Here is a 22,215-nt window from a genome sequence, read left to right as displayed (position 1 = left end):
CAATGAGCATTGAAACAATTAGCGGCAAAGATTACCTATCATTTTTTCGCCGTTTGAAAGATCGCACAAAAGAAGATGCAGGTCGTAACCGTTTTATGACAGAAATGTCCCTCAGCATGGAAAAAGAGACCGACACACAAACGACCGTTGACGGTGTTGTCTCATCCGTCGCTGATGGTGAGAATACAATGGAATTCACATCCTTGGCTTACCGTGATACAGAAGCGGAAACAATTGAAACGTGGAAACGCATGCGTCAATGGTTTCTGGACGATGAAACCGTAGAAATTTGGAATGTTGACATTCAATCAGGTAAGCAAAACACTGAAACTCAAAAAGATGAGTATTTGGTAGATTACTTCCAAGGAAAATTTACCTCTTTTGAACTATCTAGTCCAGCTGATGGAAAAGTGGAATTAACGTATTCTTATACAATCGATGGAAAAGGTATCTTTGACCATAAAGACACACTGACAGAAGAGCAAGCAACAGCTGTGAAAGCAGCGCAGTACGCTTATCACACATTAGCGGCAGAAACTGAAGTTTAATCAGTTTTATTTGTATTGTTGGCGGAAATATCCGCCTTTTTTTATTTAAGGAGTAACATCAATGATTTTAACGATTAACGGAAAAAACTATGAATTAACTTTTGGACTTGGCTTTTTGGCTGAAATGAATAAACGTAAACCAGCAGAAATTGAAGGTATGAAAACAGGATACGGGGCGATGGCTCTATTTAATGCTGGCCAACTCTTAGGGGATCCATTAGCTTTTTATGATTTGGTTAAAGCGGCAACAGCAGAAGCTCCACAAAAGCCAAGTAATGAAGAATTAGAAGTTTATTTAACACAGCTCATCATGGAAGGCCGCATGGACGCTGTCTTTAACGACATCATGACAGAGATAAAAAAATCACCAATCCTGGCATACGCTATGAAAATCCAAGGAGACCAGGCTCTACAAGTGGCACCAGTGCAAACTCAACCACAGTTGAACGTAGTGGACAGTCCTCAATCGACTCAAGCAGTGACCGATATATCTACACCTACACAGACGGTATCGCCTTACTAATTGCAAGGAATGGATTGACCTATTCACAAGCCTATAATACAACGCTTGAACAGTTTCTGATTTACCAAAAAGCCTTTGAAATTGAGACGGTAGATAATCTCCATATGATGGCAGAAAACGCTTGGTTAACTCAAGCAGCAAAGGCCACTAAAGGTAAAGGCAAAAATGTTCGCTCGGCTTACAAAGACTTTGCGGACTTTTTCGATTGGGATAAAGAAATACAAAATATCTTTAAGCCAACGAAACGAAGACATCGTCTAGACCGCCTATCAGAGGCTAATCGTTTGATGAATGAATACCTAGAGAAAGGAGGTGAAGACAATGGCATTTGATGTAACAGCCGTATTGAAAGCTAATGTCTCTAATTTTACTAGTGGTATTAAAGAAGCTCAATCAGTTTTTGAGAGTTTTCAGAGTAAGTCTAACCGAACCTTTGAAAATGTTGCTAACGGTTTTCAAAAAGCAGGTTTAGCTTTAACGGCTGGACTGACTGCACCAACAATAGCTGGTATTGGAGCTGTGGTAAAAAGCTATGGGGAGCTTGAACAGAACTTAGGTGGTACTGAAGCAGTATTTGGTAGTTTTGCTAAGAATGTTCAAAATGATGCTAAAAGTGCTTACAAAAACATGGGGCTATCCGCTTCTGACTATATGGCAACCGCTAATAAAATGGGTTCTCTTTTTCAAGGGTCTGGTATCAAACAGCAAAAATCATTAGATTTAACATCAAAAGCAATGCAACGTGCAGCGGATGTCGCTTCTGTAATGGGGGTTGATATTGGTTTTGCGATGGAATCCGTTGCTGGTGCCGCTAAAGGTAACTTTACGATGATGGATAACCTTGGGGTTGCCATGAACGCAACGACTCTTGAAGCCTACGCTTTAGAAAAAGGAGTTAATTTCAAGTGGGATACAGCAACAAATGCAGAAAAAGCAGAACTTGCTATGAAAATGTTCATGGACCGAACTAAGCAGTATGATGGTAACTTCTTGAAAGAGTCTGAAAAAACGGTGTCTGGTTCTTTAGATGCTATGAAGTCAGCTTTTTCTAACTTTGTAGCTGGTTTAGGGAATCCTGAAGCGGATGTTGCAGAATTGATGAATAATCTAAAGACGACCATTGTCAACTTTTCTTCAAATGTCAAGGGTGTTATTAAAAATATTTGGGATAACCTCCCTCTTGCACCGTGGCAAAAGTGGGTTGGATTGATAGCAGTAGGTGCTGGACCAGTTCTCTTAGCTATTAGTGGCATTATGAAGGGGATTGGTACCCTAAAAGCAGCATTCCAAGGGATAAGCGCTGTTTTGTCTAATCCCTGGGGATTGGCTATTGTTGCCATTGCTGCTTTAGTAGCTGGTTTAGTCTATGCTTACCAACATTCAGAAAAATTCCGCAACATCGTCAACAAAGCTGTTGATGCTGTTGTAACAAAATTCAACGAACTAAAAGCTAAAGCACAGCCTGCTATTGATTCGATTAAAAATGCTTTATCTAAGATGAATATCGGTGCATTTACGCCACTAATCGCAAGCATCGGACTTGTTATTGCAGCCATTATGAAGCTAAAAGGAACTAAAATGCCAAATCCGTTTAGTTGGATTAAAGCAAGCCCTATCAAAATCGCTAATCCATTTAAAGGTTTAGCGAGCATGGCAAAGTCAGCAGGTGTTGCTATCAAAAACACTTTTGTAGGTTTAGGAAAAAGTATTTCTTCAATCTTTAGAGGCATTGGCGCAGGAATTGGCAACGCTTTTAGAGGGTTAGCGACGGTCAATCCATTAACAATGTTAGCTTTTGCAGCCGCAGTATTGGCAGTTGGTGCTGCATTGTCTATGGTGCTATCTCAATCAGCAGGCATCACTGCATTTTTTAACGGCTTAGGAAGTTTGATTACTTCAATTGGCACTGTTATTACTGGTTTTGTGACTGGTGTTATTAGCGCCTTAGCCAATGCATTTGTGATGATTCTACCAGCATTACTTCCGTTATCGCCACTCATCTTGGCTTTTGGTCAAGCATTAGCAACCGCAGCGCCGTTTGTGACAGCTCTAGGTACTGTTATTACGGATCTAGTTTCTGTTGTTATTGCAGCTTTACCAGGTATTATCACCGCATTTTCTGGTCTTGTTACTGCTGTCGCCGACGGGGTGTCACAGATCATCACAGCACTAACGCCGATTGTGCAAATTATCAGCACAACGTTTGTTCAGATTGTGACAGTAATTTCTCAAGCAGTAGTCCAAATCATTCAAGCTGTTGCTCCAATTCTTCCCCAATTGGCTTCAACATTTGCTGGGGTTGTTTCAACGATTGCAAGTGCAATTGTTCAGATTGTACAAGCTATTGCGCCGTTTATTCCAGCGATTACAGAAATGGTTACTGCTGTTGTATCACAATTGCCAAGTATCATTACAGCTTTTAGTGGCCTAATGAGCCAAATTCCGCCAATCGTTGATAGCTTAACAAACTTATTTAAAACACTTGGTGAGCAGATTAAATCTATTTTAGATAGCGCAAAAGGTGTTATTGAATCATTTGGTAACACTGTCAGCGGTGTACTTGATAGCGTCGCTGGCATTTTTGATAGTATGGGAACTGCCGCTAAAAATGCTGGTACTGGTGTTAAATTGATGGCTCAAGGCGTTAAAATGTTGACTGATTTGCCTTTAGGCGACTTGACAGGAACGCTTGCAGCGGTTGCAACAGGGCTTGGGGCTATCGCATCGTCTGGAATCGCTAGCGCTGGCCCTGGCTTACAGCAGGCAGGCACAGGATTGCAGTTAATCAGTACATCGGCAACATCAGCTAGTGCGGCTTTGACCTCTTTACCGTCTGCTCTAACGGCTCTAACAAGCAGTATTACCACACTGCCAGCTTCACTCACAACGGCATCTTCAGCCATGACTATTTTTGCAACTGGAGCAACGGCTTCTGTGGCAAGTTTGGCAGTTGCTGGAGGTTTAGTCACTGCTTTTGGCTCACAATTGCTAACCATTATGACAGCAACCATGACAGCCGGAATGGGCTTAGTGATGTTTAATTCGCAAGCTGATGCTACAGGTGTAGCATTAGCAAGTCTAGGTGCGCAAGCGAACAGCGCGGGAACTCAAATTAGTTCACTTGGCAATCGCATAGCGTCGTCAATGGCAACAGCGGTAACTTCGGTGACTGCGGCAGGAGCTCAGATGAGCGTAGCCATGCAAGCGAGCATGAATCAAATTTCTATGCAAGTCCTTAGCGGTATGACGCGAGCAGTTCAAGCAGTTATTTCAAGCGGTAGTCAAATGACCGCAGCACTACGCTCATCGGCTCAACAGATGGTCGTAGCCGTACAATCAGCGATGAATCGGATGGTATCAGTAATCAGAAATGGAATGTCGAATATGACTAGTGCTGTGAGAAATGGGACAAGTCAAATGGTTGCTGCATTTAGATCAGGTGGTCAACAAATGGTTTCTACTGCCCAATCTATGGTTAACCAAACCGTTAGCACAATTCGTTCTGGATATAGTGCTATGGTTAGTGCTGGTAGCTATTTAACTCAAGGAGTAGCGACAGGTATGCGGTCAGCTATGGGTTCTGTACAAGCAGCAGCGCAACAAATCATAGCAATTGCAAATAAGGCAGCTCGTGCGGCTGCACAAATCCGCTCTCCGTCACGGCTATTCCGCGACCAAGTCGGTCATTGGATAGGAGCTGGTATTGCGGTAGGTATCGAGCGTACCCAGGGAATGGTTGCAAATAGCCTCAGATTCCTTCAAGACAACGTAGATGCTTTCAGTTTAGATACTTCGAATCTAGTTGAAAGTATGGATTTGGCACAATCATCGCTGAATAGTTCAATATCTGCTAGCAATCAAACTACTGTCAATCATACGTTTGATGCAGTTAATAATAGGTTAATAAGTAAAATCGATGAGTTAATTAATGCTACAAAAGAAGGGACAACGATGTATATGGATGGGATGCAAGTTGCAACAACTATTGATGCTCGTCTGGGAAGCATCCAAGCACGCAAAGGAAGGAGAAGCCTTAATTGAAAAAAATAACAGAGTATATTCAATTCGGTAATTTCAACAGTAAAGACTTAGAGCTTTACTTAGTTGAACGTGATGCTCCCACACCAAATGAAAAAGAAATCATCGAGGATATTCCCTTTATGCAGGGAGTCCTCGATTTTTCTATGATTTTAGGTGAGCGAATTTTCAAAAATCGTGAAATCACTTATAAATTTATTGCAGTTGATAAAACATACGCAGAACGAAAAGTTTTAGAGCGAGCTGTAAAACGTTTGACCATGCTTAATGGAAAAAACAATATATACGACACTCACAATAATAGATTCTACTGGTTCGGAAAGTGCAAGTCTGTAGAAGTTGAAGACGATACAAAATATAACACAATTCAAGTAACGATTGTATTTGATTGTTATCCGTTTTTGTACTCGTTTTTAGATTACTTTGATGATTATTTTGATGATTTTGATTTAGATGCAGAAACTGCCGCTTACACAAAATTCCCTATTAATGGAGTGACGACTATAAAAGTATATAACACTGGAGATTCATCTGTTTCGCCAACAATTATCACAAGTACTGCAATGAGTCTTAAGGACGAAAGTGGTAAAGAATATCAATTTGACACGGGAACATCATCAGATTATGAATTAGTTTTAAAAAAAGGCGAAAATATTTTTGAGGTTAATGGGTATGGTACCATTGCATTTCATTATGCTAGTGAGGTGATGGGATGATCAAAGGAAATACCATCAAAGGCGGTTATCGTGTTTTGTATTATGAAAATGCAAACGATACAACACCCCAAACATTACACGAACCGCTAACACTGAATTCCAATAAGCTATCAGCTGGAAAAATTAATAAAGCGCTAAATAAAGTTGATGAATTTATTTTTCTGATTTCTATGCAAAACACGTTGTATCAGCAATTAAAACCAATTGTTGGACTTATCAAAGTCGTTAATCTCTTTGATAACTCTATCGAATTTTACGGTCGTATAATTGAAATATCAAGGGAGATGGATAGTGGAGGGGGATTTCATCAAGAAGTTGTTTGTGAGAGTGTACTTGGTTATCTGAACGATATGACGCAGGTTTACAGTAAGCATCCAAACACTGGTCTTAAAGACTATTTACAACGTGTTTTAGCTTTTCACAACAACAAGGATTGGCGAGGAGAGCCGAAGAAATTTAAATTAGGAAAAGTAACAGTGCCCAATAAGACTGATGCCCCTTTTTTATATAGTGGTTACGAATCAACATGGGAAACTATTAAAACTCGACTAGTCGAAAAATTTGGAGGTTACATCGTTCTTAGAGTTGAACCAGATGGCAACTACATTGATTATTTGGAAGAAGTTGGTGTGCATAAAAAAACACCAATACAATTAGGGAGCAACATAAAATCGGCAACTAGAAATATTTCTTTGGCTGATATGATGACTGAAATAGCACCGGTTGGCGGAGATTTGGCTACCAAAGTTAATGATAGTGGCAACGAGATAGTGCGTGAACAAGTTACCATTTTGCCAGTCACAGGAGGGCAAAGTTTCGCTATATTTGATGAAGATTTAATCAAACAGTTTGGCGTTATTCGTAAAGTTGTAACGTGGTCAGACATCACAGATCCTAACGTGCTTTACGCTCGTGGTCAGCAATACTTAAAAAACCAGCGTATAGCTTTAGCAAATTGGAAAGTATCTGTAGTGGATAGGGCTTTAGTCGATAGCCAGTACGAAAAATTTGAATTAGGTAATTATCATCCAATCCTTAACGCACCACTAAGCGGAATTGAAGAACTTCAGATCATCGAAAAAGAAATTGATATTATCAGACCTCAAGCAGTTGATCTAACGATTGGTGCTGATAGGTTGACATTGTCAAGTTTCCAACTTCAACAACAAGCGGCGCAAAAATCCATGGAAAAAGTTATTGCAGACCAACAAGCGCAACAAACAATCACAGAACAGATTTCTCAGCTTAAAACGGAGTTGAATTCGCATCGGTCTTCATCTGAATCTTACAAGATAGAAATTGATAATTTAAATGCACAAATTGCAACCCTTGATTCAACAAATGATAAGACTTTTATTGATAACTTGACCGCACAAAGAAATGTAGCATCGGATAAAAAAGCTTATTATGATCAATTGATAACGAGCGTTAGACAACAAATTCTAGATTTAGGAGGTATTATTTAATGTCTTATGATTTTCGGTCAATGCAAAAAAACGTAGACGAAGCCTTGGCTAATCCACGATATTACACAGATTTTGGTGATGTGGACCCAAATGTATTGCATCAAATAACAGAATTACAAGAATTTTTACGAACAAAAGGAAGCGGGCGTGCCTTTAGGGAAGCGGTGGTTCAATTATTCGAGAGATATATCTTAACATCCGCAAAAGAAGGCAACGCCAACCTAGAAGTATCTAAGGCAAGGGGCTACTTCGGGACATTAGCAGAACATTTGTCAGCTATCGACGAGAAAGCTACTACAAAATTAGATGCTATTGTTTCAGGCAGTCCAAAAAAAGTATTGGCTACTTTAGGTGAGTTACAATCTAATTTTCCGAACGGAGCAGAAGGTGTTTTTGTTGTTTCGGAAAATGGTCATTGGTACTATTGGGATGGCAGTGTGTGGCAAGATGGAGGGGTTTATCAAAGTGCAGTTTTGGCAGATTATCAAAAAGGAAGTTATTTAATGCGTGTATTAGATAAAGTGAAAAAAGTACAATCTAATCTTAAGATTTTAACAATCTCAGAGGGAACTAGAACATTATACGAATCAACGACATTTTCAAATGACAACGTCACAATTGCACCTGGTGGATACTTTTTTCCAAAAATCAGATTGGATGATGCTCAAGATGTCTACCTGACATTACATAATGCCAATTACCCAAATCGCATAAAAGTAGGTATTAAATTGGCAGACGGTTCTCTTATCAAAACTTTTGATTTAAAGGGGGCGACTACTGATAAGACACATTATCTTGACTTAAATGATTATCTCGGAGTTACATCGGAAACTGGTGCATTTATAGAAATTCGTGTTGATAATCGAAATCAATCGGATGTTTTAACGATCGACAAATTTCTCGTCGGTAAAGGTGGTATTCCAGTATCAAAAGAGGATAGCATGCTTACTGGAGATATCAATATTATCAAGCGTATAGCTAATGTCAATCTCGTTAGAACCAATCTTGATTTGCTAGATAGTTATAATATCTCACAATCACACACTTCTGGCTCTAAAATTACTGTTGACCCAAACGGCTATTACTTCCCTGTTGTCGCAATGAATAAAGCGAAGGATATCTATATCACCTTGCATGGTGTTAGCCATCCAGAAAGAATCACAGCAAGAATAAGACGTGGGCTGGACAGCGTTATAGCACCTTTTGATTTGCCTGGATCTGTAGCTGATGATGTGTATTATCTTAATCTAAATGATTACATGGATGTTGGCGCTCGACCTGATGATCTTTTCGAAATTCGTGTTGATAATCGAAATCAATCGGATGTTTTAACGATCGACAAATTTCTCGTCGGTAAAGGTGGTATTCCAAACGACTTTTGGGATAATCAAAAAGAAGTATACGTCGACGGTACAGCTACATCAAAAGGTATAGGGACTGCTAGTAGTCCATTTTTGACTATACAGGAAGCTCTTGAATCAGGCGCTGAAACTATTTTGGTCAAGGCAGGTACTTATAAGGGTCCAATCACAGCGTCTAATAGAAAACGTCTGACAATTAGAGCGGTTGCTGAAAGTGGCTATAATGTAGCCACTCATCCTGATGTTAAAGGTGTCTCAGTATCAAATGTCAATATTTTAAGTCTATCAGCCGACAATGGATTATATTCTATGAGCTATACTGGAACTACAGATAGCCGATTACATCGTGTTTTTGTGTCTAAGTTGTTACCAGTCAAAGATGGAGGAACTCGTAGTATTGGCTATAATGTTACGCTATGGGAAGATACAGGCAATATGGCCACAAGCAAACGTCTTGTTCCAGTTTTGACAAAATTGGACTGCCAGTCACAAAAGGGGTCATTTTATTATGACGGTCAAAAAATATTTGTTAATGCGACAGATGGAACAGTCGAAGGTAAAACTTACAAATTACTAGATGAAGAAGAGGTTGTAGCTGCGTTTAGCAATATTGCCCATCTGGACATTTCAGGTATCAATTTTGAGGGTGGTAATGCTAGTGCTGTTAGATTAAGAAATATCACACAATTTGATTTGACAAAAGTTGAAGCAAGCAAAAGCGGTTTAGGTGACGGTATTTCTTGTAATGATTCAAATGGTACTTTTACATCTTGTAAAGCGTTCCACAACCGCAATGATGGTTTTAATTTTCATGGATTTGGAGATACTCATTTAATTGATTGTGAAGGTCACTACAACTTTGACGACGGCAATAGTCATCACGACGGGTGCACAGGAACAATTGTCCGTGGAGAATGGTCTTACAACGGAAAAGGCGGTTGCAGTCCGACTTATGGAGCTATCATACACCTCGATAGTGTGTATAGTCATCACAACAGATATGGCTTCTATTGTGATGGCAGTGTAGATAACCCCAAAAGAACGGTTAGACACTCAAATTGTATATCTAAAGATAACACAAGTGCAGATTATTTGATTGGTACTATCTACACAGTGCTTGGGATGTCTAACTCATTTTCTACTAAAACGGGTGCTGGTGAGTATATACAATTAAATAAAGGAGGGCTAATGAGTGCCATTTGAAGAGGCAAGACGCATTGCTGAAAGTCAGTTTACTTGGGAAATCCTCTTTATCATTCTTTTCATAATCGCTGCTGGGTATCTAGTGCGAACGTCTGACAAGCGAGAGAAGAAACTAATGGATTTCCACGAGCAGTCAAAAACTGACAGTAATAAGCGTGAGGAGCGCTTAATGAACCACTTAGAAAAAACAACAGAGGAGTTAAGTACAATTACTCACACGGTCGGTGACATTCAGAAAGAAATGGTACGAATGAACAACCGAATTGATGAATTTGAGAAAGGAGACAGTCATGGAAATCAATTGGAAACTACGACTTAAAAATAAAAACTTTTGGCTATCAGCCATTCCAGCCGCCTTGCTGGTTGTCCAAGCTTTTGCGGCTATCTTTGGCTATACGTTGGAGGTCGATGATTTTGGCGCTAAGTTACTAGTTTTTGTCAATGCTGTATTTGCGCTACTAACCATTACAGGTATTGTTAACGACCCAACCACCACTGGCTTAAACGACAGCTCACGAGCAATGTCTTACCGCGAGCCTAAATAGAGGAGGCATTTATGACAACAGTAAACGAAGTCGTCAATTGGGCAAAAAACCTCGCCAATCAAGGCGTAGGCGTGGATTACGACCTCGCCTACGGCCGGCAGTGTGCCGACCTCCCCAACTGGATTTTAGGTAAGTTTTTTGGCAAGTCCATCTGGGGCAATGCCATTGACTTACTAACAAGCGCTAAACAGGCAGGCTATACCGTGATTAATGATGCCCCTGGGGTTAATCCTAAAGCGGGTGATTTATTTGTCATGCGTACCTATGCTCATCCATACGGTCATACTGGGCTTGTTATCGCAGATAGTGATGGTTATACGCTAAAAACCATCGAACAAAATGTCGATGGCAATGCCGATGCACTTGTCGTCGGTGGCCCTGCTCGCTATGTGACAAGACGATTTAATCAAGCAGATGGTAAAGTCATCGGCTGGATTCGTCCACCGTATAGCAATGCGAGTGCACCAAAAGCATCTAGCGCTCCTGCTGGCAAGCTCAAAGACGAGCGAGCAACCTTTACAGTCAATGTATCACTGTTAAATGTACGTGATAAACCAAGTGTTAAAGGCAAAATTGTAGCACAGTACGGCAAAGGCATGTCACTTAACTATGACAGTGTCTACGTCGCTGACGGCTATATCTGGGTATCGTACGTCTCACGCACTGGAGCGCGTCGCTATATCGCTTGCGGAGTTGCTCAAGGCAATCGCAATGTAGCACCTTATGGCACGTTTAAATAAAATAGATTAATCGTAATTAGGACAACCCTCGCAAAATGCGAGGGCTTTTTTTGTTTTTGTTATATTTTTTATTGAAATATGTAATATAAACTATTATAATACATTTAATTCAAAAAAATATACTAAAGGAGATGGAAGATGGCTGTTCAAGGTATAGATAAACTTCCTGTAAAATTGACAGAAAAAGAAGCTGTAATGCTCTACAAGAGGTTAGCAGAAGTTAATAAAGTTCTCGGTAAATTAGATGCTGTCCTGTCATCTTCGATTATCAATACATCTATTTTAAGTTTGTTATCCTACAATGAATCAGTTCAGTCAACAAGAATTGAAGGGACGCAGGTAACTTTCCATGAAATCATGGAGACGACTAGAAGCGGTGCTAAAAATTGGCAACAAAGAGAAGTTTTCAATTATAAAGAAGCTATCGATGAAGGCTTTAAAGCTATTCGCGAGGGCGATGCTATAAGTACACGCTTATTGAAAAAATTACATAAAACCTTGATGTCAGACGAAGCTAGAGGTACAACTGCAAACGGAGGAGAGTTTAGAAAAATCCAAAACTTTATAGGTCCAGATGATAAGATCGAACATGCTTCGTATATACCAATAGGGGCTAATGAAATTGCTGAGTATATGACTAATTTAGAGTTTTTTGCCAATGGCGAATCTCATTCAAGTTTGACACAAGACTTGGAAAATGACTCTGAGTATGTTAATTATGACAGTGATGCTTTGTTGCGAATAGCAGTCGTTCATGCACAGTTTGAATCTATTCATCCATTTTTAGATGGTAACGGTAGATTAGGTCGTATTTTGATTGCCTTGATGGCAGTAAAAGAAAACCTTCTCGATTATCCTGTATTTTTTGTTAGCGAGGAGTTAGAGAAAGAAAGAATCAGATACTATAATGCTTTAAACGCTGTTAGAGGAGAAGAACCAGATTGGATTCCGTGGTTAACCTTATTTCTAAATGCTAGTGAACAGATGGCAAGGAACATTCTAAAAAAAATAAATAATGCAGATAATCATGCAAAAACAGGATTACAAAAATGCCATTCTCAAGCCCAAAAGGATGTTTGGTTAAGTACCTTTAGTCTTCCTGTTGCAACACCTAAGCAACTGGCTGATCTAACCGGATATCATCCTGCTACGGTAAAGAAATCGCTCGACAAACTTGTTGAAAACGGGTTATTAGATAGGGATAATACAGTAAAAAGAAATATTCCTTACTATAACTATGAGTTACTTAGGGTTATTTCTAACTTTTAGTTCTTTTATCCCCTCGCTGATGCGGGGGCTTTTTTGTTTGGAAAAAATTGATAAAAACTGTTGACAATATACAAAAATATTTGTATAATATAATCATAAAGTAAGAAAGGAGGAAGAAAATGTTAGACATAATAAAAAACCTAACAGATAACAAAGAAGTTGCGATTCCGATTATCTTGTTAGGTTTGGTCAGAGAAGCTAGGCTTTGGCACAAACAAGTGCTAGAGCACAAGCGACTCAGTAAGTAAGAGGTAGTGGGGCAGATGCCCCAACACCTTGTATATATTATAACATTTTCGACAACAAAAATGAAAATATTGATTAGTTTATTGATATTGTCTTTTGTGACAAGACAGATTTTTAAATTAAAGAGGAAATAAAATGATTGAAGAACTAGTAAAAAAAATTAAGTGGCTACTTTTAGATAGTGGTCTAACTACCTATGAAATTGGTAAAGCCACAGGTCAAACCACTCAATTCTTAGATAGATACAAAAATGACCCTGATAAGATTTTGGGAATGTCTATGAGAAAAGCTCAAATTTTAGAAAAATATATCCAAAAGATACAAAAACAGTAGCAAATAAAAAGGGGCAAAAAAGGGGCAGAAAAAGTTTAAAAGTGATTTAAATTGACTTTTTTATCAAACGTTTTTCCTTGTAAAATCCGTAATCCACCTTTATAATATGTTTTGGATACTGTTTATTAAGTCCGGCAGGACATGGTCTCTTATGATAGTAAGTGGGAGGAAGGGAAGTTTTATGCTAAAAAAAGATACGTTAAAAACAAAAGAGACGCGTCAATCATTTAAATTGATGGATATTGTTAAACTAATCGCCTTACTTATTCCAGTTTTTCAATTGTTACGTCAAATGAAAAAAGGACGAAAGTAACGTGATGGCATAGAACCGGCAATGACCCTGTCGGTTTTTTTGATACGAATTTTTAAAAAGGCCTATCATCTTTCACATTAGCTGATTTTTAAGATTTTAAAGGTGACTTTTATCAGAATTGTTCTGTATAAATTTGCTCCAAAACTAAGAATTCGTGATATAATGAAAAGCACTTTAAGTAAAAAGAGGTTTACTAAAACTTGAAACACGCATTTAATAGACGGGTCGATTTTATCTTGATTATACCCGTTATGTTATTATTAGTAGTTGGCTTTGTTTCCATATATATTGCGACAAGCAATGATTATCCCGACAAGGTTACTCAAGTCATGTTGCAGCAGGGAGCTTGGGTGATCATTGGATTGATGTTTGCCTTTGTTGTCATGCTATTTAACACCGAGTTTCTCTGGAAGATTAGCCCGTTTTTATATTTGCTTGGATTAGGACTGATGGTTTTACCATTGCTTTTTTATAGCCCCTCACTAGTCGAATCCACTGGAGCCAAAAACTGGATTACAATTGGTAATACTACCTTGTTTCAACCTTCAGAGTTTATGAAAATTGCCTATATATTACTATTGGCAGAATCAGCCTTGTGGTTTCATGAGCGTTATCCAGAGCAAACCATTAAACATGATTTACAATTACTAACTATCTTTTTAGTGGTTACTATTCCAGTTTTGATTTTGCTTGGTTTGCAAAAAGATTTTGGAACAGCCATGGTCTTCTTATCTATTCTAGCTGGGATGAGTTTTTTATCAGGTGTTAGTTGGAAAATTGTTTTAAGCGTCTTTCTTACTACCTTGGCGTCCTTGTTGATTTTTCTCTTAGTTTTTCTATGGGAACCAGGTCGTGAATTCTTATACCACATGGGAATGGATACCTATCAAATTAACCGAATCTCTGCTTGGTTAAAGCCATTTGATTTTGCAACAAGTATTGCTTATCAACAAACCCAAGGCATGTTATCTATTGGAAGCGGAGGTGTCTTTGGCAAGGGGTTTGGTGTCCTTGAATTATCAGTACCTGTTAGAGAGAGTGACATGATTTTTACTGTCATTGCTGAAGACTTTGGCTTTTTTGGTGCAGCGGTCACTCTAGCACTTTATTTAGTACTTATTTACCGTATGATTATCATTACATTAGAGTCTAACAATCAATTTTATACCTATATTTCTGCTGGCTTCATCATGATGATTCTCTTTCATATTTTTGAAAATATTGGAGCAGCAATCGGTATTCTCCCACTGACAGGAATCCCATTACCATTTATTTCACAGGGAGGCAGTTCACTTATTTCTAACTTGATCGGTGTTGGTCTTGTCTTGTCGATGGCTTATCAAAATCAACGTCACAAGGAAGAAGCGAGAGAAGAGCGATACAGTAAGCTTACAAATTGATCATTGTTGACTTCATGTGAAAGAAATTCAGAATTACCAGAATTAAGACTTAAAAACCAAGAAACATTTTTGAGAAGCGATAGCCTATTAGCTTCTTTTTTCTTGCTAAAAACACGGTAAAATAGCAAGAATTATGATATAATATAAGCTATGGTTGCTTGTCTATGGTTATTCTAATATCACGTTTAAGATGAGCAAAAAACCGTTGTAAAACAAGCAATAGTACTTATTCATACTAACAGAAAGAGTAGCAAATGACAGAAGAATTAAAAGACTTGCAAAATAAAGCCAATGAATATGATGCTAGTCAAATCCAAGTTTTAGAAGGATTGGAAGCTGTCCGTATGCGTCCAGGGATGTATATTGGTTCAACATCAAAGGAAGGACTTCATCACCTTGTTTGGGAAATTGTGGATAATTCCATTGACGAAGCCCTGGCAGGATTTGCTAGTCATATCGAAGTTTTTATCGAACCAGATAACTCCATTACCGTTGTTGATGATGGCCGTGGTATTCCCGTTGATATTCAAGAAAAAACAGGCCGTCCAGCTGTTGAAACAGTCTTTACAATTCTTCATGCGGGTGGAAAATTTGGCGGTGGTGGCTATAAAGTTTCTGGTGGTCTCCATGGTGTTGGATCATCTGTTGTTAATGCCTTATCTGAACAACTGGATGTTAAAGTTCATAAAAATGGTCAAATCCATTATCAAGAATACCGTCGTGGCGTGGTGGTCGATGATTTGGCTGTTATTGGTGAAACTGATTTACAAGGAACGACTGTTCACTTTACACCAGACCCAACAATTTTTACAGAAACAACCGAATTTGATTATGCGAAATTAGCGAAACGTGTTCAAGAGTTAGCCTTTTTGAACAAAGGTTTACGTATTTCTATCACAGATAAACGTGAAGGTATGGAAACAAGTAAGGAATACCATTATGAAGGTGGTATTTCGAGCTATGTAGAATATATCAACGAGAACAAAGAGACCATTTTTGATACACCAATCTTTACTGATGGAAAAATGGATGGTATCACTGTTGAAGTCGCTATGCAATACACAACGTCATACCACGAAACAATCATGAGCTTTGCCAACAATATTCATACCCATGAAGGCGGAACACATGAGCAAGGTTTCCGGACAGCTTTGACGCGTGTTATTAACGATTATGCACGCCATAATAATATTCTTAAAGAAAAAGACGATAATTTGACTGGAGATGATGTTCGTGAAGGATTGACAGCTATCATTTCTGTTAAACATCCCAATCCACAGTTTGAAGGTCAAACCAAGACAAAACTTGGGAACTCTGAAGTGGTCAAAATCACTAACCGTCTCTTCAGTGAAGCTTTTAACCGTTTCTTGCTAGAAAACCCACAAGTTGCTCGCAAAATTGTGGAAAAGGGAATTTTAGCGTCTAAGGCTCGTATTGCAGCAAAACGTGCGCGTGAAGTAACTCGTAAAAAATCTGGTTTGGAGATTTCTAACTTGCCTGGTAAGTTAGCAGACTGTTCTTCCAATAACGCTAGTCAAAATGAACTTTTTATTGTTGAGGGAGATTCCGCTGGTGGTTCTGCTAAATCTGGTCGAAATCGTGAATTTCAAGCTATCTTACCAATCCGTGGTAAAATTCTCAATGTTGAAAAAGCAACGATGGATAAAATTTTAGCTAACGAAGAAATTCGAAGTCTTTTTACAGCTATGGGAACTGGTTTTGGTGCAGAATTTGATGTTTCAAAAGCTCGTTACCACAAATTGGTCATCATGACTGACGCAGATGTGGACGGAGCCCATATTCGGACTTTATTATTAACTTTGATATATCGCTTTATGCGTCCAGTATTGGAAGCAGGATATGTTTATATTGCTCAACCGCCAATTTACGGTGTAAAAGTTGGTAGTGATATCAAGGCTTACATTCAACCAGGCGTTAATCAGGAAGAAGAATTGAAACAGGCGTTAGCTGAATATAGTCAAGGACGCTCAAAGCCTTCTGTTCAACGTTACAAAGGTCTCGGTGAGATGGATGACCATCAACTTTGGGAGACAACAATGGACCCTGAAAATCGTCTCATGGCACAAGTCTCAGTTGATGATGCTGCAGAAGCAGATAAGATTTTTGATATGCTAATGGGCGATCGTGTCGAGCCACGTCGTGAGTTTATCGAAGAAAATGCTGTTTACAGTACGCTTGATATCTAGGTTATGCCCTAGTAAAAAAGAGGTGCAGAGAGCTTTTAAGTATGATATAATCGTTATGCTAAAATGCTTATAAAAGGAAGACTACTAAGGAGAAATACATGTCGAGCGGAATAGTATTAGTGATAGTAGCAATCGTTGTATTAGTGATTGTCGCCTATCTTATCGCCGTGTTAATACGAAAGAGAAACGATTCGTTAATTGCGAAACTCGTTCAAGAAAAAACAGAAATTGAAAAATTACCAGTTGTCAGTGAAATCGAAGAAGTGAAATCACTTCATCTGATTGGTCAAAGTCAGGCAAATTTTAGAGAGTGGCAGCAAAAATGGGATGATATTTCGTCAAATTCTTTAAAAGAAATTGAGAAACAATTGTTTGATGCTGAAAATCTTAATGATACCTTCCATTTCTTTAAAGCAAAAGCAGAGATTGACAAAGTTGAAAGTCAATTATCACTAATCCATGAAGATATTGCCGCTATCCGGGAAGCTCTTAATATTTTAAAAGCACAAGAGGAAAAAAATAGTGCCCGTGTCAAACATGCACTAGACTTGTATGAAGAGTTGCAACGTTCGATTAACGAAAATAGTGATAATTATGGCGCAACCATGCCGGAGATTGAAAAGCAACTAAAAAATATCGAGACAGAATTTTCGCAATTTGTGACACTCAATTCTTCGGGCGATCCTGTGGAAGCAGCAGCGCTTTTAGAAAAAGCAGAAGAACATACAATTGCTTTGGGGCAGATTTCTGAAAAAATTCCTGCTATCGTTACTAAACTTGAAGACGATTTTCCTGATCAGTTGGATGATTTAGAGAATGGTTATGCAAGACTTCTTGAAGAGAATTACCACTTTAAAGAAAAAAATATCGAAATTCGTTTCCAAAATATTCGAGACTCTATTCGATCAACATCAAATGGATTAATTAGCTTAGATCTTGATCAGGCCAATGAAGATAATGAGGATATTCAAGAACGTATTAATCAACTTTATGATATCTTTGAACGTGAAATTGAAGCTCACGGAAAAGTTGTGAAAAATAGTAAGATTATTCCTGATTATTTGGCTCATGCCAAAGCTAACAATGTACAGCTTAATAATGAATTAAATCGTCTATCTAAAAAATATATCTTAAATGATGGCCAAAGCGTCAATATTCGTCATTTTTCAGAAGAACTTGATACTATCGAAGAGAAAATTTTGCCTGATATTATCAATCTTGAAGATCAAGAGCAACCTTTTTCATTGCTTGAGGGGCGTTTAGAAGAAGCTTTAAAAACATTAGCACGTATTGAAAATTCTCAATTAGAAGTTGCTGAAGAATTAGAATCGGTAGAACGCACAGAAGCAACAGCACGTGAAAAGTTAGATTACTATATTAATAAGCTTCATATGATTAAACGTTATATGGAAAAACGTCATTTACCAGGGATTCCTCAAGAATTTTTGAGTGTTTTCTTCACAGCAAGTGCGCAGTTAGAAGCCTTGATGGAAGAGTTGAGCCGTGGTCGCATCCATGTTGAAACGGTTGCGCGTATGACTGAATCCGCAACAGCTTCGTTGGATATGCTGGAAGACACAACTTATCGTGTCGTTCAAAATGCAGCCCTAACAGAACAGTTGCTCCAATACTCAAATCGTTACCGTAGTTTTGAACCAGGTGTTCAAAGTAGCTTTGAACATTCCTTAAAACTTTTCGAGCAGGATTATGATTATCAGGGTTCTTTTGAAGAAATTTCTTATGCCTTAGAGACAGTTGAACCAGGTGTGACAGACCGCTTTGTAAATTCTTATGAAAAAACGCGCGAAGAAATTTTATTATAATCAAAAAACGAAGTATCGATTACTTCGTTTTTTCTAATGTCCATTTTCCAGTGTTAATAAAACGTTCGAGAAGTTCCTTTTGTTTAGGAATGATAAGATTTTTCTCGCAAAAAATGTCTAACTCCTCTAAGGGAACCCATTTATAGGCAGTTGTTTCTCCTGCTTGCAAAGTAATAACGTCTAATTCTCCTTGATAGATAGCATGATAATTATGATAGATTGAAAACTGTTTAGGCTCGATTTTTTGGCCAATGAAGTCAAAAAAGTCAAGGTCTAAGCCCGTTTCTTCAATAACTTCTCGTCGGATAGCCTCCAGGGAATTCTCTCCCTTTAGAACAGACCCTCCAGCACTTGCTTCATAGTAATTAGGGTATGTAGGTTTATCAGAATCACGTTTCATAAAAAGAATACTACCATTTGTCGATTGAATGATGCATTCAACAACCAGGTGAAAGAGACCGTCGGGAATGATCTGCCCCCTAGTTAGTATCTGACCAGTTTTTGTTACAGTTTCATCATAGGCATCCCAAAATTCCATGTTTTTTCCTTTCTACAGGGCTTTATTAGTTTTTAGAAAAAATTTCTTATTTGCCAAAAATACGTTTAAAGATACTTTTTTTTGACTTAGAATCTTTGGAGTTTTTTGCTGTCACTGATGAGTCAAAAAGTGTTAATAGATTGGTTTCTTGACGATTAACAGCATGGTCAGTATATATGACAACACCAAAAGGAGAAGTAGTTATTTTTTCTTCTATAATAGTGGCTGATAAGTTTTTTTCTTTAGCAGTTTTCAAAAAAATCATCTGATCTTCTTCACTTATTTGAGATGAAATTTTGACTTTAACACTTTTTTCATCTTTAATTTCTTTGTCTAAAGCAGTCTTGAAAAGTGAAAGTATATTTTTAGCGGAGACATCTTCAATGAATATAGTAGCAAGGACTCTTTCTTCAAAAGTACCAAGGTAATAGCGTTGCTCATCTGGATTGAGTACTAGATTGCCCGCTGATCGTTCCATGATTTTTTGGTTAACATCTGTCATTGTTTTCTTCCTTATGTTTTTGTGTCTAAGTTTATTGTACTATAATTTTCAATTTTTCTGAAAAGATTGTCTTTTGATTTGAAGAAAGTCTTTCATTGTGGTATTATTAACATGTAAAATATTTAAACTCATAAGGAGAGTATTATAATGTCAATTATTACTGATGTTTACGCTCGCGAAGTCCTTGACTCACGCGGTAACCCAACACTTGAAGTAGAAGTATACACTGAATCAGGTGCTTTCGGACGTGGTATGGTTCCTTCAGGAGCTTCAACTGGTGAACACGAAGCTGTTGAACTCCGTGATGGGGATAAATCTCGTTACCTTGGTCTTGGTACTCAAAAAGCTGTTGACAACGTAAATAACGTTATCGCAGAAGAGCTTATTGGTTATGATGTACGCGACCAACAAGCTATTGACCGTGCGATGATCGCTCTTGACGGTACTCCAAACAAAGGTAAACTTGGTGCTAACGCAATTCTTGGTGTTTCTATCGCTGTTGCACGTGCAGCTGCAGATTACCTTGAAATCCCACTTTACAGCTACCTTGGTGGATTCAATACTAAAGTTCTTCCAACTCCAATGATGAACATCATCAATGGGGGATCACACTCAGATGCTCCTATCGCATTCCAAGAGTTCATGATCGTACCTGTTGGAGCTCCAACATTTAAAGAAGCTCTCCGTTGGGGTGCTGAAGTATTCCACGCTCTTAAGAAAATCCTTAAAGAACGCGGACTTGTTACTGCTGTTGGTGACGAAGGTGGATTTGCTCCTAAATTTGAAGGAACTGAAGATGGTGTAGAAACTATTCTTAAAGCTATCGAAGCTGCTGGCTATGAAGCTGGTGAAAATGGAATCATGATTGGTTTCGACTGTGCATCATCTGAATTCTACGAAAATGGAATTTACGACTACACTAAATTCGAAGGTGAAGGTGCTGCTAAACGTACTTCAGCAGAGCAAATCGATTACCTTGAAGAATTGGTGAACAAATACCCAATCATCACAATTGAAGATGGTATGGATGAAAATGACTGGGATGGTTGGAAAGCTCTTACTGAACGTCTAGGTGGACGTGTACAGCTTGTTGGTGACGACTTCTTCGTTACAAACACTGACTATCTTGCACGCGGTATTAAAGAAGAAGCTGCTAACTCAATCCTCATCAAAGTTAACCAAATCGGTACTTTGACTGAAACTTTTGAAGCTATCGAAATGGCTAAAGAAGCTGGATATACTGCAGTTGTATCACACCGTTCAGGTGAAACTGAAGATTCAACAATCGCTGACATCGCTGTAGCTACTAACGCTGGTCAAATTAAAACTGGTTCATTGTCACGTACAGACCGTATTGCTAAATACAACCAATTGCTTCGTATTGAAGATCAACTTGGTGAAGTTGCGGAATACAAAGGTCTTAAATCTTTCTACAACTTAAAAAAATAATCTCTTTACGAGATTAAGGGCGCAAAGCCTTGATATTAAGCACCGTGGGATGACATCCCAAGGTGCTTTTTTTTAGAATTTGCTGTCCCTTATGTTACCCCTAGTGAAAATAGGGTACAGTAAGAGGGCGACCCAAGATGGGGTAACCCTTACAAACTATTGATTGCTGCTCCATAATTTGAGACAGCTTTTTTGGGCTCATTGTCAACTATAGTAGCTCCTTTTCACTAAGCACGAGAGAGAATCAGATTGGTTTTCTCTTGTTTAGGTTTAAAGCGATAAGTATCTTACTTCTAAAGTTTTTGAAGTTTTGAAAATCAAGAGCTTGACGTTTGATACCTCTGGGGAAGTTGTTGCTTGCTTCAATTTTAGTCTCAGATAAGGCGGATGAAATAATTATAGTCTTTTGAAACAAGATCAGAGTAAAGAATGATTTAAGAAAGTATTGTAATAAGGTAATTTTTCACGAAAATTTAGTGAATATGCTAGATCACTGATATATTTAAATCGTACTGCTTCTGATTCATTTTTTGTACAATAATAATATTCTATGGCATAGGGATCACCCAGTCTATTCAGCCACGCTTTAAAAGTAGGTTCTCTTGGAAATTGTCTCACAGCTCTATTTCGACTTGACAGTTAGCGTTGTGAACAATTCTTAGAATAACTTGACAAATTAAAAAAACGTTTGCTATACTAATTTTCAAAATGTTTTAGCTTAGGAGATTAAATCATGAAAAAGAAGATGTATAAGGCTAAAAAGCAGTGGGTTGTTGCTGGTGTTGCCACTGCTAGTCTTTTCCTTGCACCAGGTGTTTTAGCAGAGGAGGCTGTACCAGTTAATGAGGTAGTTGTTGGCGAAACGACGAGTGGTTCTGAGAATGTTACACCACAGCCAACTAATGGTACAAAGACCACGTCTATGATGGCTGATTCCTCATCGGGAGAAACTAGTCGTGATTTGAGAGATGAATTATCGGCTGCAGAGAATGTTA

Annotated in this window: 20 protein-coding genes and 1 pseudogene; 18 read left to right on the top strand and 3 right to left on the bottom strand. The window is 38.4% G+C overall.

The features are described from left to right. Nucleotides 1–2: 2 nt before the first annotated feature. From ABP870_RS00105 to ezrA, 16 genes are all read left to right on the top strand, one after another. A complete protein-coding gene (locus ABP870_RS00105) occupies nt 3–548 on the top strand; it encodes a phage major tail protein, TP901-1 family (protein WP_350013483.1) in 546 nt (181 codons plus the stop codon). 61 nt (nt 549–609) lie between these two features. Beyond that, nucleotides 610–1,071 carry a tail assembly chaperone gene (locus tag ABP870_RS00100; RefSeq protein ID WP_350013482.1) on the top strand — a complete coding sequence of 154 codons (462 nt, stop codon included), beginning with the start codon at nt 610–612 and terminating at the stop codon, nt 1,069–1,071. A 14-nt stretch (nt 1,072–1,085) separates the two neighbouring features. Next, on the top strand, nt 1,086–1,403 hold the full coding sequence (locus ABP870_RS00095; RefSeq protein WP_350013481.1) for a hypothetical protein: 318 nt from the start codon (nt 1,086–1,088) through the stop codon (nt 1,401–1,403). Next, nucleotides 1,393–5,112, top strand: a complete 3,720-nt coding sequence (locus ABP870_RS00090) for a hypothetical protein (protein WP_350013480.1) — start codon at nt 1,393–1,395, stop codon at nt 5,110–5,112. Before ABP870_RS00095 ends, ABP870_RS00090 begins: the two co-directional genes overlap by 11 nt. Then, nucleotides 5,109–5,825: a hypothetical protein gene (locus ABP870_RS00085; protein WP_350013479.1), complete on the top strand. Its 717-nt coding sequence runs from the start codon at nt 5,109–5,111 to the stop codon at nt 5,823–5,825. Before ABP870_RS00090 ends, ABP870_RS00085 begins: the two co-directional genes overlap by 4 nt. Beyond that, the gene (locus ABP870_RS00080) at nt 5,822–7,291 is read left to right on the top strand and encodes a phage tail protein (RefSeq protein ID WP_350013478.1); all 1,470 of its coding nucleotides are present in this window, start codon (nt 5,822–5,824) and stop codon (nt 7,289–7,291) included. The genes ABP870_RS00085 and ABP870_RS00080 overlap by 4 nt, the downstream gene beginning before the upstream one ends. Then, nucleotides 7,291–9,855, top strand: a complete 2,565-nt coding sequence (locus ABP870_RS00075; RefSeq protein WP_350013477.1) for a right-handed parallel beta-helix repeat-containing protein — start codon at nt 7,291–7,293, stop codon at nt 9,853–9,855. The genes ABP870_RS00080 and ABP870_RS00075 overlap by 1 nt, the downstream gene beginning before the upstream one ends. Continuing rightward, nucleotides 9,845–10,174 (top strand): hypothetical protein, encoded by a 330-nt coding sequence (locus ABP870_RS00070; RefSeq protein ID WP_350013476.1) that lies wholly within the window; start codon nt 9,845–9,847, stop codon nt 10,172–10,174. The genes ABP870_RS00075 and ABP870_RS00070 overlap by 11 nt, the downstream gene beginning before the upstream one ends. Beyond that, nucleotides 10,146–10,400 carry a phage holin gene (locus ABP870_RS00065; protein WP_350013475.1) on the top strand — a complete coding sequence of 85 codons (255 nt, stop codon included), beginning with the start codon at nt 10,146–10,148 and terminating at the stop codon, nt 10,398–10,400. Before ABP870_RS00070 ends, ABP870_RS00065 begins: the two co-directional genes overlap by 29 nt. Before the next feature lie 11 nt (nt 10,401–10,411). Further along, nucleotides 10,412–11,140: a CHAP domain-containing protein gene (locus ABP870_RS00060; protein ID WP_350013474.1), complete on the top strand. Its 729-nt coding sequence runs from the start codon at nt 10,412–10,414 to the stop codon at nt 11,138–11,140. A 138-nt stretch (nt 11,141–11,278) separates the two neighbouring features. Next, nucleotides 11,279–12,409: a Fic family protein gene (locus ABP870_RS00055; RefSeq protein ID WP_350013473.1), complete on the top strand. Its 1,131-nt coding sequence runs from the start codon at nt 11,279–11,281 to the stop codon at nt 12,407–12,409. 119 nt (nt 12,410–12,528) lie between these two features. Next, nucleotides 12,529–12,657, top strand: coding sequence for a hypothetical protein (locus tag ABP870_RS00050; RefSeq protein ID WP_350013472.1), 129 nt, complete (start codon nt 12,529–12,531; stop codon nt 12,655–12,657). Between the two features lie 133 nt (nt 12,658–12,790). Further along, complete coding sequence (locus tag ABP870_RS00045; RefSeq protein ID WP_350013471.1) at nt 12,791–12,988, top strand: hypothetical protein; 198 nt, start codon at nt 12,791–12,793, stop codon at nt 12,986–12,988. 564 nt (nt 12,989–13,552) lie between these two features. Next, nucleotides 13,553–14,701: an FtsW/RodA/SpoVE family cell cycle protein gene (locus ABP870_RS00040; protein ID WP_350013678.1), complete on the top strand. Its 1,149-nt coding sequence runs from the start codon at nt 13,553–13,555 to the stop codon at nt 14,699–14,701. Between the two features lie 254 nt (nt 14,702–14,955). Next, nucleotides 14,956–16,908 carry a DNA topoisomerase (ATP-hydrolyzing) subunit B gene (gene gyrB, locus ABP870_RS00035; RefSeq protein ID WP_350013470.1) on the top strand — a complete coding sequence of 651 codons (1,953 nt, stop codon included), beginning with the start codon at nt 14,956–14,958 and terminating at the stop codon, nt 16,906–16,908. A 98-nt stretch (nt 16,909–17,006) separates the two neighbouring features. Next, on the top strand, nt 17,007–18,731 hold the full coding sequence (gene ezrA / locus ABP870_RS00030; protein WP_350013469.1) for a septation ring formation regulator EzrA: 1,725 nt from the start codon (nt 17,007–17,009) through the stop codon (nt 18,729–18,731). Between the two features lie 19 nt (nt 18,732–18,750). Here the strand turns inward: ezrA and ABP870_RS00025 are convergent, their stop codons facing one another. After that, complete coding sequence (locus tag ABP870_RS00025) at nt 18,751–19,269, bottom strand: NUDIX hydrolase (RefSeq protein ID WP_350013468.1); 519 nt, start codon at nt 19,267–19,269, stop codon at nt 18,751–18,753. Nucleotides 19,270–19,315: 46 nt separating this feature from the next. Further along, on the bottom strand, nt 19,316–19,771 hold the full coding sequence (locus ABP870_RS00020) for a DUF1694 domain-containing protein (protein WP_350013467.1): 456 nt from the start codon (nt 19,769–19,771) through the stop codon (nt 19,316–19,318). A gap of 147 nt (nt 19,772–19,918) precedes the next feature. Between ABP870_RS00020 and eno the strand changes: the two genes are divergently transcribed. Beyond that, the gene (gene eno / locus ABP870_RS00015) at nt 19,919–21,220 is read left to right on the top strand and encodes a surface-displayed alpha-enolase (RefSeq protein ID WP_018380799.1); all 1,302 of its coding nucleotides are present in this window, start codon (nt 19,919–19,921) and stop codon (nt 21,218–21,220) included. Nucleotides 21,221–21,447: 227 nt separating this feature from the next. Here eno and ABP870_RS00010 read toward each other — a convergent pair. Next, nucleotides 21,448–21,599, bottom strand: a pseudogene (locus ABP870_RS00010) (ISL3 family transposase); the annotation flags it as partial. A gap of 354 nt (nt 21,600–21,953) precedes the next feature. Here ABP870_RS00010 and ABP870_RS00005 point away from each other — a divergent pair. Next, nucleotides 21,954–22,215, top strand: a 262-nt coding sequence (locus ABP870_RS00005) for a KxYKxGKxW signal peptide domain-containing protein (protein WP_350013466.1), incomplete at its 3' end; no start/stop codon positions are given.

Source organism: Streptococcus jiangjianxini (assembly GCF_040225085.1).
Classification (GTDB): Bacteria; Bacillota; Bacilli; order Lactobacillales; family Streptococcaceae; genus Streptococcus; species Streptococcus jiangjianxini.
Note: the sequence above shows the minus strand (reverse complement) of the source record. Positions and strands in the feature narration are given on the sequence as shown.

What these genes read in the sequence shown, in the direction of transcription:
- ABP870_RS00050 (WP_350013472.1), top strand. Translation starts at nt 12,529, where the DNA reads ATGTTAGACATAATAAAAAACCTAACAGATAACAAAGAAGTTGCGATT.
- eno (WP_018380799.1), top strand. Translation starts at nt 19,919, where the DNA reads ATGTCAATTATTACTGATGTTTACGCTCGCGAAGTCCTTGACTCACGC.
- ABP870_RS00040 (WP_350013678.1), top strand. Translation starts at nt 13,553, where the DNA reads ATGTTATTATTAGTAGTTGGCTTTGTTTCCATATATATTGCGACAAGC.
- ABP870_RS00065 (WP_350013475.1), top strand. Translation starts at nt 10,146, where the DNA reads ATGGAAATCAATTGGAAACTACGACTTAAAAATAAAAACTTTTGGCTA.
- ABP870_RS00080 (WP_350013478.1), top strand. Translation starts at nt 5,822, where the DNA reads ATGATCAAAGGAAATACCATCAAAGGCGGTTATCGTGTTTTGTATTAT.
- ABP870_RS00075 (WP_350013477.1), top strand. Translation starts at nt 7,291, where the DNA reads ATGTCTTATGATTTTCGGTCAATGCAAAAAAACGTAGACGAAGCCTTG.
- ABP870_RS00105 (WP_350013483.1), top strand. Translation starts at nt 3, where the DNA reads ATGAGCATTGAAACAATTAGCGGCAAAGATTACCTATCATTTTTTCGC.
- gyrB (WP_350013470.1), top strand. Translation starts at nt 14,956, where the DNA reads ATGACAGAAGAATTAAAAGACTTGCAAAATAAAGCCAATGAATATGAT.
- ABP870_RS00045 (WP_350013471.1), top strand. Translation starts at nt 12,791, where the DNA reads ATGATTGAAGAACTAGTAAAAAAAATTAAGTGGCTACTTTTAGATAGT.
- ABP870_RS00090 (WP_350013480.1), top strand. Translation starts at nt 1,393, where the DNA reads ATGGCATTTGATGTAACAGCCGTATTGAAAGCTAATGTCTCTAATTTT.
- ABP870_RS00100 (WP_350013482.1), top strand. Translation starts at nt 610, where the DNA reads ATGATTTTAACGATTAACGGAAAAAACTATGAATTAACTTTTGGACTT.
- ezrA (WP_350013469.1), top strand. Translation starts at nt 17,007, where the DNA reads ATGTCGAGCGGAATAGTATTAGTGATAGTAGCAATCGTTGTATTAGTG.
- ABP870_RS00055 (WP_350013473.1), top strand. Translation starts at nt 11,279, where the DNA reads ATGGCTGTTCAAGGTATAGATAAACTTCCTGTAAAATTGACAGAAAAA.
- ABP870_RS00060 (WP_350013474.1), top strand. Translation starts at nt 10,412, where the DNA reads ATGACAACAGTAAACGAAGTCGTCAATTGGGCAAAAAACCTCGCCAAT.
- ABP870_RS00025 (WP_350013468.1), bottom strand. Translation starts at nt 19,269, where the DNA reads ATGGAATTTTGGGATGCCTATGATGAAACTGTAACAAAAACTGGTCAG.
- ABP870_RS00020 (WP_350013467.1), bottom strand. Translation starts at nt 19,771, where the DNA reads ATGACAGATGTTAACCAAAAAATCATGGAACGATCAGCGGGCAATCTA.